This window comes from Fluctibacter halophilus (assembly GCF_020687825.1).
Lineage (GTDB): Bacteria > Pseudomonadota > Gammaproteobacteria > Enterobacterales > Alteromonadaceae > Fluctibacter > Fluctibacter halophilus.
In genome coordinates this window covers 1231700-1245340 of sequence record NZ_JAJEWP010000001.1, presented here as the reverse complement: position 1 = coordinate 1245340, position 13641 = coordinate 1231700, and the positions used below count along the sequence as shown (strand labels likewise).

Genomic DNA, 13641 nt, shown 5'->3' with positions numbered 1-13641 from the left:
ATAAAAGAAAGCCCTGCAATGACAGGGCTTTTTTATGTCCGCATCAAAGACATTTCTTAGGCTTGGGCAACCCGGCAATTTTCGTGGCTTGCTTTGCCGGGCCTTTTGGAAACAGGCGGTGCAGATAACGGCTGTTACCTTTATCAGGACCAAACTTCGCTGCCATGGCTTTTACCAGTGCACGTATGGCCGGACTGGTATTGAATTCCAGGTAGAAGTTACGAACAAAGCGCACCACTTCCCAGCGTGCTTCATCCAGTTCGACGCCTTCGAGGCTGGCAATGTGTTCGGCCAGCGCTTCACTCCAGTCATCGGTGTTGGCCAGGTAACCGGCTTTGTCAGTTTCGATGTGTTGACCGTTAAATTCTATCATGTCATTTACCAGCTAATGGTTTTGTCATGGGATGCACACAGCTCGACCAGATCAGCCATGGAAATGCGGGGCACATCCGTGATTGGAACATTCCGCGCGACACAGTCGTCCTCAAGGGCGCTCACCGTGAGCCCGGATTCAATCAACGGTATTAGGGTGGCAGGCAGGCGTAACCACTGAACGCCGTCCTCGATCAGTACAACGGCATCGCCGTCCCGCAGGTCGATCGGCAGTGACAGGCAATCGTCAGCAGGGCGAGGGGCATATCTGATGCAATGTACGGTCATGGTTAAAATGTCAGTAAGTGAGTGGTGTTATCAACGTGCTGGCGCATGTCTTCAGCGCTCAGGGCAACAGCGGGCACGCACAGTTCATAGCTGGCGATACCATAGGCTTCAAGGCTGGTCTGACACACGTAGATGTCTTCAACATCATAGAAGGGCAGCGCCGCAAAAGTCTTGGTGTAATTCTTGGCCCCAATGCAATCAGGCGACTGGCCTTTGACCAATTGTAAAACACCCGCGCCGGTAAAGAACAGCGCGACATCCTGACCGAAGGACCCCGCGGCGAGTGCTACGTCAAGTGCGTCCTGACCTCTGGCATTTCCAAAGGGTGGGGCTGTAAATACGATACCGAGCTTCATCAGAATTGTACCACCCGATCCGAGTCCGCCAGCAGTTGCATCAGTTCACCCAGCCCAACCTGATCAAAGGGAAGAGCGAGGTTATATTGCTCCAGGCCTGCTTCCTGGGCTTCTGTGTGACTGACCACGCCCCTTCGATTTCCCGCGGTTACACAAACCTGCAGGGGGACGTTGTGCTGGCGCGAAAATTCACTCCATTGTTGATGGAGATTGCTTTCATCACTGGGTGGTAATAGCAACTGATTGGCTGTGCCCACCCCTTGGGCATAAAAGAACACACCGGCAAGCTGATGGTCGGATTTGATCACCGATTGGGCAAAACGCAGTGCCGTTGAAGGGCCCTGATCATCATAAGGCGCAGTAGTAACCAGTAGGGTAAATCGACTCAACGTTTGTGGCTCCTGATAAAAAAACACCCCGAACAGAGTCGGGGTGTTTAGTGTATCCGAATTTCGATCAATCGTCGCCGCTGAAAGCGCCGATCAGGTGCAACAATGAAACGAACAGGTTGTAGATGTTCAGGTACATCGACACTGTTGCGCGAACATAGTTGGTTTCGCCACCGTGAATGATCCGGCTGGTATCAAACAGGATCAGGCCAGACATGATGAAAACGATGGCTGCATTAATCGCCAGTGAAACCGCAGGAACCGCGAAGAAGATGTTCGCGATTGCAGCAATCAATACCACAACCAGGCCCACCATCAGGAAGCCACCCATGAAAGAAAAGTCTTTCTTGGTGGTCAGCACGTAGCCGGACAATGCAAAGAACACCAGTGCGGTCGCACCGAAGGCCTGCATGATAATGTCAGGGCCACCAGGTACAGCAGCGTAGTAACCCAGGGTATAACCCAAAGAGCCACCCAGCAGACCGGTGAAAAGGAATACCCAGGCCAGTCCGGCAGCACTGTCAGCGGCTTTGTGCAACACAAACAGGACGACCAATGCACCGATGTTCATACCCAGTGCGGCCATGGGGGAAATGCCGATAGCTGCGGTGATGCCAGCACAGACGGCGCTAAAAGCCAATGTCATGGCAAGCAGCATGTAGGTATTGCGCAGCACCTTATTGGTTTGCAACACCGACGGTTGACTGACTGAACTATACGACGTTCTTTGTTCCATTTCTTTCTCCAGTGAACTAAATCAATTGTGAGGAAACGTACTCCCGCTTCCATCAGTGTATTTGTATGGGGTTTAGGCGATTTTTTCAAGGATTATCGGTTAACCTCACACAGGTATACGACTATTTGATGGTTTTTGGCTCAAATTGTTCAAAGATTTAGCAAACAAACCAAATTTGCAGATTTAGGCTTTACAAGCTCCATAAAGCTCATTACTATGCGCAGCACATTTCGGAGAGATGGCAGAGCTCGGTTGAATGCACCTGACTTGAAATCAGGCGAAGGGTTAAACCTTCCGGGGGTTCGAATCCCTCTCTCTCCGCCATATTAAACAAAAAGGCCACCCACTCGGGTGGCCTTTTTGTTTATGGTCTGAGAAAGAGGACTTGGTTTGGACCCCTCGGTTCGACAACATTGCCTGGAGCAATGTTGGACAGCTTTAGCTGGCCCGTAGGGCGACGGACAGGAGAGTCCGGCGCAATCCCTATAACGAGCATGGAAGGTCACTATACGGGTGGCCTTTTTGTTTATGGTCTGAGAAAGAGGACTTGGTTTGACTGTCTTGTGGGGAACAAGACAGAACAGCCAAAGGCTGGCCTGTAAGGCGAAGGGCAGGGAGCCCGAAGTAACCCCTCGGTTCGACTGCCTTGTCTGGAACAAGGCAGAACAGCCGCAGGCTGGCCCGCAGGGCGACGGGCAGGAAAGCCCGGCGCAATCCCTATAACGAGCATGGAGGGTCACTATACGGGTGGCCTTTTTGTTTATGGTCTGAGAAAGAGGACTTGGTTTGGACCCCTCGGTTCGACAACATTGCCTGGAGCAATGTTGGACAGCTTTAGCTGGCCCGTAGGGCGACGGACAGGAGAGTCCGGCGCAATCCCTATAACGAGCATGGAAGGTCACTATACGGGTGGCCTTTTTGTTTATGGTCTGAGAAAGAGGACTTGGTTTGACTGTCTTGTGGGGAACAAGACAGAACAGCCAAAGGCTGGCCTGTAAGGCGAAGGGCAGGGAGCCCGAAGTAACCCCTCGGTTCGACTGCCTTGTCTGGAACAAGGCAGAACAGCCGCAGGCTGGCCCAAAGGGCGACGGGCAGGAAAGCCCGTCGTAATCCCTCCGGGCAGTACCATCAATCCCAATCGGGTGGCCTTTTTGTTTATGGTCCTATAAAGAGGGCTTAGTTTGACTGTCTTGTCAGAAACACGGTCGTACCGAAAATAAAAAGTGAAAAAATGGTTGTTGACCTAAACCAAGGTTGAGGAAATACGCTGTTGCCTCATTTTATTTATGGAGATTACCGCAATGCGTATGAATCAGGTCACACTTCCCGTCATCAACATGCCCGACGCCGTTCAGTTCTATCTAACCCTGGGCTTCAGACAAATCGTTGATACACCCCATTATGCGCGGTTTGCCTGCCCCGATGGCGACAGCACCTTCTCGTTGGCATTGGTGGATCACTTTATCGTCAATGCCGCAGTGATCTATTTCGAGCATGATCAGCTGGATGAGTGGGTCGATGACTTGAAAAGCAAAGGGATCCGATTTGTTGAAGGGCCGGAGGATAAGCGTTATCTGTGGCGCGAAGCATTGTTGCACGATCCGTCCGGAAACCGGATTAAGCTTTATCAGGCGGGAGAGAATCGTCTGAACCCACCCTGGCGTGTTGATATCGTTGCCTGACGGTTAAAAAAGTGCGTGGTCATCGGACAGGGGAGATGGAACGTGTGCAGTGGGCTGACCCAGGCGATACACGTCTACGATGTGGGCGTGGATTTCGCCCAAACGTTTTCCTTCAACCAAGTGAAGGTCATGCTTGTTGATATAGATGATCAGATCGTTGATGACCATGTAGGCGCGCCCAAGCAAAAGCCCTTCATGATAAAAGCGCCTCGACGCCCAACGTGAAATACTGTCTAACGTTTGCATGCGCACCTACCTTGCAAACTCAACACCCTACTTATCTTATAGATGGTAAATTTGTAAAACGGATCATTTATTTGCCTAAAAGTACTGCACCATTGTCAACGGGCGCTCATTTGGGTTGATCTGACTCCCTCAACGCGTGCTAGACTTGGCGGCATGCATTTCCGTTGTAGCGTGTGTTATGACAGCGCCCCACAAAACACATTTGTTATGTTTAAACCGTGACGAATTGTCTGTTGTACCGATCTCCTGTCGCTGCGGCGCGCCTGCGCGCAGTCCTGAAACCATCGATGGCTGTCCCGATCGCTGGCTGGTCGCCTGTAGTGCCCCCGGATGTAAGGCCTGGGTGTTAGGGCAAGGATTAAAAGACACGGTGGTGGGATGGAACCGCCTTAGCTTACACTTATACCGATAGTAGCGTTCGATTGCGCGTTCCCTGTACTGCACAGACGCGGGTTTGGTGCTACTGTATCCTAGTTAGATTTTCATGAGGTTATTTGTTTGATTTCGTTGATGTTGGTCGACGACCACGATCTTGTCAGGAACGGTATCCGTCGGATCCTCGAAGACGTGGCCGATTTTCAGGTGATTGCAGAAGCCAATTGTGGTGAAGATGCCGTACGTCTGTGCCGGGAACACCGTCCTCACGTGGTGATGATGGACATGAACATGCCCGGCATCGGTGGGTTGGAAGCTACCAAGCAAATCCTCCACTACGCGGAAGATACCCGTGTCATCGTGTTGTCGGTACAAAAAGACAACCCGATCCCCGGTAAAGTGCTGGAAATTGGTGCGTTCGGTTACCTCACCAAAGACGCCGATCCGCAGGAAATGATCAATGCCATTCGCAAGGTTGCGGTTGGCCAAAAGTACCTGGCGCCAGAAATTGCCCAGCAAATTGCCATCAGCCGTCTAAGCAAGCATGAGGACAATCCGTTTGAACAATTATCAAACCGGGAGCTGGAAATCACACTGATGCTGACCAAGGGCGCGCGTGTGCCGGATATCGCGGCACACCTGAATATCAGCGCCAAGACGGTGAATACCTACCGTTATCGCATGTTCGAAAAGCTGAACGTCAGCTCCGATGTAGAGTTGACCCACCTTGCGCTTCGCCATAACCTGATAAACACCAATCAATTGTGACCTGATGGCAAACTGCCATCAGGCAATGTTCAATGGCTGATTCCGACGTATTTGATCACAAAGCCTTTCTCAAACACCTGACCTCCCAACCCGGCGTGTACCGTATGTACAACGAAAAGGGGGATGTCATTTATGTGGGCAAGGCAAAAAACCTGAAAAAGCGGGTGTCGAGTTACTTCCGGTCTAACCTCGACAGCATCAAGACCCGCTCACTGGTCAAGCAGATCGCCAACATGGATGTGACGGTGGTGCATTCTGAGACCGAGGCCTTCATTCTTGAAAACAATTACATCAAGAAGTACAAGCCCCGTTACAACGTGCTGCTCAGAGACGATAAATCATATCCGTTTATCCTCCTTAGTGATCATCGTCATCCCCGTTTGTCGATCCATCGTGGCACTCGCCGTCAGAAAGGCGAGTACTTTGGGCCCTATCCCAGTGCCTGGGCGGTGCGCGAGAGCTTACGCACCATGCAGAAGATATTCCCGGTCCGTCAGTGTGAAGACAGTTACTATCGGGCCAGGAGTCGCCCGTGCTTGCAATACCAGTTGAAACGCTGCGCCGGACCGTGTGTAGAGGGCCTGGTAAGCGACGAGGAATACACGTCACAGGTACAGCTAGCCCGATTATTTCTTAAAGGTAAAAACAAGCAAGTGATTGCCAGCCTGGTGGAAAAAATGGAGTTGGCCAGCACCGAGCTGCGCTTTGAAGCGGCGGCCCGTTACCGGGATCAGATCAACGCCCTGAACAAAGTGCAGGAGCAGCAGTGGGTGAGTGGCGATCAGCAGGAGATGGATGTGTTCGGCATGGCCTACCAGAACGGACTGGCGTGTATTCAGGGTTTCTTTATCCGGGATAACAAACTGTTGGGGAGCAAGAGCTTTTTCCCCAAGGTGCCGGCACAGGCCAGTGCCAATGAAGTACTACAGTCTTTTATCCTGCAGTTCTACCTGGCGGGCAATAAGTCGATCCCACTGCAGATCGTTATTCCTGACACGTTAGAAGATGAAGCCGCCATCGCGACGGCGTTAAGTGAGGAGGCAGGACGCAAGATTCAGTTCTTTAAAGGCGCACGGGATGAGAAAAAGCGTTATTTGGCCCTGGCCAATACCAACGCGCAGAATGCTCTGGATGCCAAGCAGAATCACCAGAAATCGGTGTTTGCCCGTTTTGTCGAACTGGAATCAGTGCTTGAGCTCGAACAGCCGGTGCAACGGATGGAGTGCTTTGACATCAGTCACACCTCCGGTCAGCAAACGGTGGCGTCCTGTGTCGTATTTAACCGCGAAGGGCCGCTGAAGAGCGACTACCGCCGCTATAATATCGAAGGGATCACGCCCGGTGACGATTATGCCGCAATGGCACAGGCGCTGGCGCGTCGCTACCGAAAAGTGGCGGAGCAAAGCAAGATGCCGGACATCCTGTTTATCGATGGCGGCAAAGGGCAGTTGGCCCAGGCGGAAGCGTTTTTTGACCAATGGAACAATCCGGATATAGCACCGCCGATGTTGATTGGCGTGGCCAAGGGAACCAGTCGTAAACCCGGACTTGAAACCCTTATCCTTGCCGGCAATCACGCTACCATTCCAATGGAAGCTGACTCCTCCGCGCTGCACCTTATCCAGCACATACGAGATGAGGCGCACCGTTTTGCCATTACCGGTCACAGAGCGCGCCGACAAAAGGCCAAAAAGACGTCAACATTGGAAGGTGTACCTGGTATCGGCGCGAAACGACGTCAGGCGCTGCTGAAATATATGGGCGGACTGCACGGGGTGCAGAATGCCAGTAAACAGGAACTGGCCAACGTGCCGGGTATCAGCGAAGAACTAGCGGAAATCATCTATGAGCATTTACATCATTGATTTCGCGCGGTATGACAGTAAGATGTCAGCCTTGACACATTAACCACGCAATAGGACGCTTAAAACGCCATGTGGACCATTCCTAATATCATCACACTGCTACGCATGCTCCTTATTCCTGTGTTTGTGGTGGTGTACTACCTGGATTGGCAATGGGCACATCAGGCTGGCGCATTTATCTTCTGGTTGGCCGCAATCACCGATTGGTTTGACGGATACCTGGCGCGCAGGCTGAAACAATCAACAGCATTCGGCGCGTTTCTCGATCCGGTGGCAGATAAACTCATTGTCGCAGCTGCACTTTTGATGATCACCCACACCTACAATTCTGTCTGGGTGACCGTCCCTGCGATCCTGTTATTGGCCCGTGAGATCTATGTGTCTGCGCTGCGTGAGTGGATGGGGCAGCAGGGCCGTAGCGATACAGTGAAAGTGTCTTTTGTCGGCAAGGCTAAAACCATGGCGCAGATGCTGGCATTGATTGGCCTGTTGTCTGAACTTGAAGTGTTTATGGGCATTCCTATTTATTGGGTGTCGCTGGGGTATGGTTTGTTGTACATTGCAGCGGTGTTGTCGACATGGTCAATGGTGACGTATACCGTTGCTGCATGGGGCGATTTAACCGGCAAAGCCAAGGCAGGCTGATGCTTAAATGACCGTATGTGTCATTTTTCAGGCAGTTGATTCAAAACGGCGCTTTTTGTGGTTGACAGTTTGGGTGGTGTCGGTAGAATGCAGCCTCACATTTCACCGCAGGTGGAGTGTTACTGCGGTAACTTAACCGGTTTTCGCAACAAAACAATGCGGGAATAGCTCAGTTGGGTGATGTCCGGTTGCGAAGCAACGAGAGGTGACTTAACGTCACGTCGAGAGGACAGAACGCGAGGTCGTGGATGACCGAGCTGGGTGAGTATCATCAGGGATGTGTATCTGATGTCAGACATCAGATTATTAGATGCGGTCAACGCAACAAAACAATGCGGGAATAGCTCAGTTGGTAGAGCACAACCTTGCCAAGGTTGGGGTCGCGAGTTCGAGTCTCGTTTCCCGCTCCAAATTTTAGATATCGGCCCTCATCCGGTATCAGAGCTGAAAAGCTCACAGTCTTTCAGGCGGAATGGCAGAATGGCTATGCAGCGGATTGCAAATCCGTGGATCTCGGTTCGACTCCGGGTTCCGCCTCCATCTTCACTTTCATACAAGTGAACCTCGCCCGGGTGGTGAAATTGGTAGACACAAGGGATTTAAAATCCCTCGCTGGTAACAGCGTGCCGGTTCAAGTCCGGCCCCGGGCACCATTTATCTAAAACTTTTTCAACAGCACATGAAACGCAACAGATCCGTTGATGACTGTATTCGCCGGACTAACGTTAGTTTCAACGGTTGTTTTTCTGGGCTTGATAGCGTGGGTTAAACCCGTCCCTGGTAGCGCACCCCAGCTCGGCCATCCACGGCCTCGCGTGCGGCCCCTTTTGTCGTAACTACCTGTTACGACAAATCTCCTACGGAGACCGGAGCCTTACCCCCGGGCACCATTTATCTCAGATCTTTTTAAATTGCTCTCTAAACGCGATGATTTTGCGGATGTTTTTATTCACCGGACTATGGGTTGGTATTGGGGCTTTCAACGACTTGATATCTTTGATGTAACACGTCCCTGTGGCTTGGTGCCAGCCTGACCGTCCACGGTCAGTCGTTCAGCACTTTCGCCGTCATTACCTATGACGGCTCTTTCGCACTGCTCACCGTGCTTCACCCATCCACGGCCTCGCGTGCGGCCCCTTTTGTCGTAACTACGTGTTACGACAAATCTCCTACGGAGACCGGAGCCTTACCCCCGGGCACCATTTATCTCAGATCTTTTTAAATTGCTCTCTAAACGCGATGATTTTGCGGATGTTTTTATTCACCGGACTATGGGTTGGTATTGGGGCTTTCAACGACTTGATATCTTTGATGTAACACGTCCCTGTGGCTTGGTGCCAGCCTGACCGTCCACGGTCAGTCGTTCAGCACTTTCGCCGTCATTACCTATGACGGCTCATTCGCGCAGCTCACCGTGCTTCACCCATCCATATCAAATATCACGTTGTGAATCATCGATGACGTCTCTTTGTGTTTGCTGATTGGTGTTGTGACCGATCATTCTGAGGTATTCCATGGCCCGTTGTTGGGCTGTTTCACGACGGGCAAGGGATTCAGATTGCGCCAGAAGGTCGCGATAGGTAACAAATAACGCTGCCAGCTGTTCAGTGGCGCTGACAAGGTCATTGCAATTACAGGTTGCCAGCGTGAACTGGAGTTTTTTGGCGAGTTCCGGAAGCAGCTCTTCTACGCGCCGAATACCATTAGGTTGCAAACCGTGATGCTTTTTAGCCAACGGAACGATGACGGTCTGGCGTATGAAATTGTGCAAATCCAGGGCTTCAAAATATTCGCCCCGGCCGATTTTGGTGGCACCATAATGCACCCAGATCCAGAAACGATCTTCAAACCATTGCAATGGAGCAATAGGGTACTGTCCATCTTCGTTTCCCAGGTGCCGTGTAACGATCTTGTCCTGTTCCCACAGTACGCGAGGGTTATCAACCCGTTTGCTCAGCTCGTCCGGAGTTACGAACTTCAGGTCAACGTGCAGTAATTCACCGTCTAGGTCATACAGGCATATCAGCAACCGTGGTTCGCCCACATGCTCGCCCGTTGACGCAGCCAAAAGCTCACCCATATCAGCAGCCAGTGCATGGCGCTGCTTCATCACATTTTCATAGTGCTCAGGGGCGATGGCAACCACCAGGTCCAGATCACTGAAGGCATCCAACTGATTGGTTGACGCTGACCCAGCGATTGCCAGGCCAACGACACTTTGATGGCACTTTGCCGTTTTAATGATGCTGTCTAAAAATGTCCGTTGAAAGGGCAGTGCAGTGGTCAAGGTGTCGAGCATTTTCCCAGTGTCCATTGGTTAAAGTAAGTGAATCGACAAATGCAGCGTAAGGTTCGCACACTGTTCTGGGTTGATGCAATACGGAATAAATCCAAGTCACACCGGTTAGCCTTTGATGTTGGGGGAATGGAATAGTGCGCCCGGAAATCCGGGCACGAGAACATTTCAGGGCTGTACTGAGCTGATATCTACGGTTTGATGTGTTGTCGGACAGCTTCCATCATAGGTGATATCAACCTGTTTCTGGCCTGATACTGCCGGGAAGGGATTGGTGCACGAAAATTGAATACCGCCAGGGCCGAGACCAGTGAGGTGTACGTTGCCGGGTTTGGTAATGACAGCAGACATTTTGGAGGTGTCGTAGGCCGGAGCCTGAACGAGAGTAATAGTGGTCATAAGCAATTGCTCCTTGGTAATGTGTTAAGCCTCAATCCTAAAAGAATGAGATAGGGCATGGGCGTTTCCTTGCAACCCGTTGCTGAGTGGTGCTTACCATGCCTGTTCAGCTTAGATAAGCGCGATCTGACCGGCCATTACACGGCATTACACGCAGGGGAATTATCGATGTGAAAGAAGGGGGTTGGCCGGGTTTGTTTATTCGTACCTAACGGCGGATTTTTATACCCAAATGTTCTGGTCATAAGTTGGGGCATTGGCGTACATTTTTCTACACTGTTTAGAGTGTGTTGAAGAGACGCCATCCTCGTCAATACACCTGAGACAAACCGAATCGGGCTACGCCCAAACCCTACAACGTAAGGTAACACCATGGAACCAACCCAACACGACACCGCTAACGCACCGATCACTCCGGAGCACCAAGCCGTCATGGAAAAGGCAGCCTATAACGCAACCACCGAACTGGATTATGGAAAGCCGGGTTTACCCAGTATTGTTTTTGGTCACTTCGTCACCATTTTTATCGCCCTTGTCGGCCCCTATATCATCGGATACTCGCTGGTGGTCAACGGCCTTTTTCTTGGCCTTGGTCTGATTTTCTCTGGTTATATGACTGACTGGCTCGACAAACGTCTGAATGATCAGCGCATGAAGCGTAGCCTCGATCAGGTGCTGTCAGCACAGCAAAGTGACGCCTGAGCAGTCAAGCGTCTATAAACGTTCAAACCAACGTTTTATCACGTCCCGTTCTGCGTCTGTGATGGCGGATTTGTTCATAAACGGCATGTCTTTACTCACCACGGTGCGTTGATAGACGCGCCCCGCGAGACGGGAAACGTCCTGCGGAGTATCCAACACCACACCCATTGGTGCGATCACAAACATCTCGTCAGTGGGTGATTTGCTATGGCATTGCTGGCAATGATTGGCCATCACTGCCATCACATCTTCAGGCACTGTAACCTCCGCCGCTGGCTGTTTGCTTAGCGAATTCGGTTCGGAAACGGCTTGTTCTTCAGGCCATTGTGCCCACAACGCAATCAATACCAACGCTACGCCACCGCTGACCAGGATCGCGGGTCGATGCTGTCCTGTGTGGCGCAGATTGAAGTAATGTCTGATCCATGCGGCGGTTAGCATGATAGCAATCAGCAATGCTGCGCTGTGCGCGTGCTGATAGGTCATCGGGTAGTGATTGCTGATCATGGTAAACAACAAGGGCAGGGTCAGGTAGTTGTTGTGCACCGAGCGCAGCTTTGCCTGCTCGCCCCAAACGGGGTCTATCGGCCGTTTTTCGGCCACGGCTGCCACCAGTTGCCGCTGTGCGGGGATGATCTTCACAAACACATTCGCGGCCATGATCGTGCCCATCAGCGCGCCCACGTGAATGTATGCGCCACGTCCGCTGAACCATTGGGTAGCCAGCACAGTGGCCACCGACATCAGCACAACCAATAATACGGCAAACAGGGTGGGTCGATTGGCCAGTTCAGAGCGGCAGGCCAATTCGTACACCAGAAAGCCAGCCAGAATCAAACCTACGCCACGCAGCACCGCTTGGGCCGGTGTCAGGTCCATCACCGCAGGGTCAATCAGATACGCCGAAGCGCCGATGTAATAGATCAGCACCAATAATGCTGTACCACTTAGCCAGGTGGCATAGGCTTCCCATTTAAACCAGTGCAGGGTAGTCGGCATGGTTTGTGGGCCGTAGGCATATTTGCCAACTTCATAAAACCCACCACCATGGATCGCCCACAAATCGCCTTTGATGCCACGATCTTTTTTCCACTGCGGTGGTTCACGTAGGTTGTTGTCTAACCAGATGAAATAGAAAGAAGCGCCGATCCAGGCGATCCCGGCAATGACGTGAAACCAACGCAAACATAATGCAATCCATTCTTGCCACATCATTCCTCGATTCCTTGTTTTTGATAGACATTTTGCCCTGCTATCCAGGTGCCTCTGATGGCACGATCATCGCCAAGCATTGACAACGCAAATAGCATGTCAGTCGGTGCCGCATCCGTGCAAATCCGCATCGCAAGCAACTCGTCGTAGCGAGGTTCCAGAATGACGAAGTCGGCATCGGTACCAGGATTGAGGTTGCCAATTTTGTCATTCAGTCCTAACCCGGCGGCACTTCCCATGGTCATGTCATACAGGCCTTGCAACGGACAAAGACGTTGATGCTGCAATTGACAAACCTTGTATGCTTCACCGGCGGTTTTTAACATGCTGAAAGAGGTTCCTGCACCGACATCGGTGGCCAGGGCAACATGCACGCCCATGTCTCGGGCTTTATCGAGATTAAATAAGCCACTGCCCAGGAACAGATTGGAGGTTGGACAAAACGCAATCGTTGCGCCGCTGTCACTCAGCCGTTGCCATTCAGATTGCGCCAGATGCAGACAGTGTCCAAATACCGCCCTGGGGCGAACCATGTGATAATGGTCGTAAACATCAAGGTAATGCTGGTGTTGTGGGAACAGTGACTTTACCCACTGAATTTCATTGGGGTTTTCCGACAAATGGGTTTGAATAAATACGTCAGGAAAGGACTGAGCCAGTTCTCCCAAGGCCGCCAATTGGGCTTCGCTGCTAGTCGGTGCGAATCGAGGCGTAAGCGCATAATAGAGACGATCGTTGCCATGCCATTGCTCAATCAATGCGGCACTGTCCCGTTGCGCGCTTGCTGCGGTATCCTGCAGCGCCTCTGGACTGTTCCTGTCCATACAAACCTTACCGCCGACCAAGAGCATGTTTTTCGCCTGAGCGGCTTGGAACAGCGCATCCGTGGCCACTTTATGCACCGTCGCGTAAACCAACGCACTGGTGGTGCCGTGGCGAAACAGCTGACGCAGGAAAACATCGGCAATCGCAGATGAATAGTCAGGATCTGCAAACTTCAGTTCTGTGGGGAATGTGTAGTTTTGCAGCCACTCAAGCAGTTGTTCACCGTAACTGGCGATCATTTCCGTTTGTGGAAAATGCACATGGGCGTCGATAAACCCAGGGACTAATAAGCCATCAGGGAAATGACTGACAGTCAGGTCCGGATACTTTGGCAAAAGCTGGTTTGCATCGCCAATGGCTTCAATTTTTCCGTTACGCGTAACCAATAATCCGTCTCTGTAATGCTGACAATCCTTATCCGGTGCCGATGTTATGACGGGGAAATGCAATAGTTGCGCGCGATAGCCATGGAGTGTCGACATTGC

15 protein-coding genes and 4 tRNA genes are annotated in these 13641 nt (G+C 51.6%); 9 read left to right on the top strand and 10 right to left on the bottom strand.

The window, feature by feature from the left end; all coding sequences use genetic code 11:
* Positions 1-43: 43 nt before the first annotated feature.
* The 5 genes from LJ739_RS05815 to LJ739_RS05795 all read right to left on the bottom strand — a co-directional run bounded on the left by LJ739_RS05815 (position 44) and on the right by LJ739_RS05795 (position 2141).
* A complete protein-coding gene (locus LJ739_RS05815) occupies positions 44-373 on the bottom strand; it encodes a TusE/DsrC/DsvC family sulfur relay protein (protein ID WP_229157964.1) in 330 nt (109 codons plus the stop codon).
* Between the two features lie 5 nt (positions 374-378).
* Positions 379-660: a DsrH/TusB family sulfur relay protein gene (locus tag LJ739_RS05810; protein ID WP_229157962.1), complete on the bottom strand. Its 282-nt coding sequence runs from the start codon at positions 658-660 to the stop codon at positions 379-381.
* 2 nt (positions 661-662) lie between these two features.
* Positions 663-1016, bottom strand: coding sequence for a sulfurtransferase complex subunit TusC (gene tusC / locus LJ739_RS05805; RefSeq protein ID WP_229157960.1), 354 nt, complete (start codon positions 1014-1016; stop codon positions 663-665).
* Positions 1016-1405 (bottom strand): sulfurtransferase complex subunit TusD, encoded by a 390-nt coding sequence (gene tusD / locus LJ739_RS05800; RefSeq protein ID WP_229157958.1) that lies wholly within the window; start codon positions 1403-1405, stop codon positions 1016-1018. Before tusD ends, tusC begins: the two co-directional genes overlap by 1 nt.
* A 67-nt stretch (positions 1406-1472) precedes the next feature.
* A complete protein-coding gene (locus LJ739_RS05795) occupies positions 1473-2141 on the bottom strand; it encodes a Bax inhibitor-1/YccA family protein (RefSeq protein WP_229157948.1) in 669 nt (222 codons plus the stop codon).
* A gap of 232 nt (positions 2142-2373) precedes the next feature.
* On the opposite strand from LJ739_RS05795, the gene LJ739_RS05790 reads away from it, so the two are divergent.
* Positions 2374-2465 (top strand) — tRNA-Ser (locus LJ739_RS05790).
* A gap of 977 nt (positions 2466-3442) precedes the next feature.
* Entirely contained in the window at positions 3443-3823 is a 381-nt protein-coding gene (locus LJ739_RS05785; RefSeq protein WP_229157946.1) for a VOC family protein, read from the top strand.
* Between the two features lie 3 nt (positions 3824-3826).
* Here the strand turns inward: LJ739_RS05785 and LJ739_RS05780 are convergent, their stop codons facing one another.
* Complete coding sequence (locus LJ739_RS05780; protein ID WP_229157945.1) at positions 3827-4069, bottom strand: hypothetical protein; 243 nt, start codon at positions 4067-4069, stop codon at positions 3827-3829.
* Positions 4070-4567: 498 nt separating this feature from the next.
* Between LJ739_RS05780 and uvrY the strand changes: the two genes are divergently transcribed.
* The 6 genes from uvrY to LJ739_RS05750 all read left to right on the top strand — a co-directional run bounded on the left by uvrY (position 4568) and on the right by LJ739_RS05750 (position 8375).
* Positions 4568-5212: a UvrY/SirA/GacA family response regulator transcription factor gene (gene uvrY, locus LJ739_RS05775; protein WP_229157943.1), complete on the top strand. Its 645-nt coding sequence runs from the start codon at positions 4568-4570 to the stop codon at positions 5210-5212.
* A 32-nt stretch (positions 5213-5244) separates the two neighbouring features.
* Complete coding sequence (uvrC, locus tag LJ739_RS05770) at positions 5245-7077, top strand: excinuclease ABC subunit UvrC (RefSeq protein ID WP_229157941.1); 1833 nt, start codon at positions 5245-5247, stop codon at positions 7075-7077.
* A 69-nt stretch (positions 7078-7146) separates the two neighbouring features.
* Positions 7147-7722, top strand: coding sequence for a CDP-diacylglycerol--glycerol-3-phosphate 3-phosphatidyltransferase (gene pgsA / locus LJ739_RS05765; RefSeq protein WP_229157938.1), 576 nt, complete (start codon positions 7147-7149; stop codon positions 7720-7722).
* A gap of 334 nt (positions 7723-8056) precedes the next feature.
* A tRNA-Gly gene (locus LJ739_RS05760) sits at positions 8057-8132 on the top strand.
* Between the two features lie 56 nt (positions 8133-8188).
* Positions 8189-8262, top strand: a tRNA-Cys gene (locus LJ739_RS05755).
* Between the two features lie 26 nt (positions 8263-8288).
* Positions 8289-8375, top strand: a tRNA-Leu gene (locus tag LJ739_RS05750).
* A 779-nt stretch (positions 8376-9154) separates the two neighbouring features.
* Here the strand turns inward: LJ739_RS05750 and LJ739_RS05745 are convergent.
* Positions 9155-10021: an aminoglycoside 6-adenylyltransferase gene (locus LJ739_RS05745; protein WP_229157936.1), complete on the bottom strand. Its 867-nt coding sequence runs from the start codon at positions 10019-10021 to the stop codon at positions 9155-9157.
* 165 nt (positions 10022-10186) lie between these two features.
* Positions 10187-10417, bottom strand: a complete 231-nt coding sequence (locus LJ739_RS05740) for a hypothetical protein (RefSeq protein WP_229157934.1) — start codon at positions 10415-10417, stop codon at positions 10187-10189.
* A 372-nt stretch (positions 10418-10789) separates the two neighbouring features.
* On the opposite strand from LJ739_RS05740, the gene LJ739_RS05735 reads away from it, so the two are divergent.
* Positions 10790-11119, top strand: coding sequence for a hypothetical protein (locus LJ739_RS05735; RefSeq protein WP_229157932.1), 330 nt, complete (start codon positions 10790-10792; stop codon positions 11117-11119).
* A gap of 12 nt (positions 11120-11131) precedes the next feature.
* On the opposite strand, the gene LJ739_RS05730 is transcribed toward LJ739_RS05735, so the two are convergent.
* Both LJ739_RS05730 and guaD read right to left on the bottom strand, forming a co-directional pair.
* Positions 11132-12334: a urate hydroxylase PuuD gene (locus tag LJ739_RS05730; RefSeq protein ID WP_229157929.1), complete on the bottom strand. Its 1203-nt coding sequence runs from the start codon at positions 12332-12334 to the stop codon at positions 11132-11134.
* Positions 12331-13638, bottom strand: coding sequence for a guanine deaminase (gene guaD / locus LJ739_RS05725; RefSeq protein WP_229157927.1), 1308 nt, complete (start codon positions 13636-13638; stop codon positions 12331-12333). The genes LJ739_RS05730 and guaD overlap by 4 nt, the downstream gene beginning before the upstream one ends.
* Positions 13639-13641 lie beyond the last annotated feature (3 nt).

Bases quoted from the DNA above. Each gene is read 5' to 3' on its own strand.
- LJ739_RS05780 (WP_229157945.1), bottom strand. From the start codon at position 4,069: ATGCAAACGTTAGACAGTATTTCACGTTGGGCGTCGAGGCGCTTTTAT.
- tusC (WP_229157960.1), bottom strand. From the start codon at position 1,016: ATGAAGCTCGGTATCGTATTTACAGCCCCACCCTTTGGAAATGCCAGA.
- LJ739_RS05810 (WP_229157962.1), bottom strand. From the start codon at position 660: ATGACCGTACATTGCATCAGATATGCCCCTCGCCCTGCTGACGATTGC.
- guaD (WP_229157927.1), bottom strand. From the start codon at position 13,638: ATGTCGACACTCCATGGCTATCGCGCGCAACTATTGCATTTCCCCGTC.
- uvrC (WP_229157941.1), top strand. From the start codon at position 5,245: ATGGCTGATTCCGACGTATTTGATCACAAAGCCTTTCTCAAACACCTG.
- LJ739_RS05740 (WP_229157934.1), bottom strand. From the start codon at position 10,417: ATGACCACTATTACTCTCGTTCAGGCTCCGGCCTACGACACCTCCAAA.
- pgsA (WP_229157938.1), top strand. From the start codon at position 7,147: ATGTGGACCATTCCTAATATCATCACACTGCTACGCATGCTCCTTATT.
- LJ739_RS05730 (WP_229157929.1), bottom strand. From the start codon at position 12,334: ATGATGTGGCAAGAATGGATTGCATTATGTTTGCGTTGGTTTCACGTC.
- LJ739_RS05735 (WP_229157932.1), top strand. From the start codon at position 10,790: ATGGAACCAACCCAACACGACACCGCTAACGCACCGATCACTCCGGAG.
- LJ739_RS05745 (WP_229157936.1), bottom strand. From the start codon at position 10,021: ATGCTCGACACCTTGACCACTGCACTGCCCTTTCAACGGACATTTTTA.
- LJ739_RS05795 (WP_229157948.1), bottom strand. From the start codon at position 2,141: ATGGAACAAAGAACGTCGTATAGTTCAGTCAGTCAACCGTCGGTGTTG.
- LJ739_RS05815 (WP_229157964.1), bottom strand. From the start codon at position 373: ATGATAGAATTTAACGGTCAACACATCGAAACTGACAAAGCCGGTTAC.
- LJ739_RS05785 (WP_229157946.1), top strand. From the start codon at position 3,443: ATGCGTATGAATCAGGTCACACTTCCCGTCATCAACATGCCCGACGCC.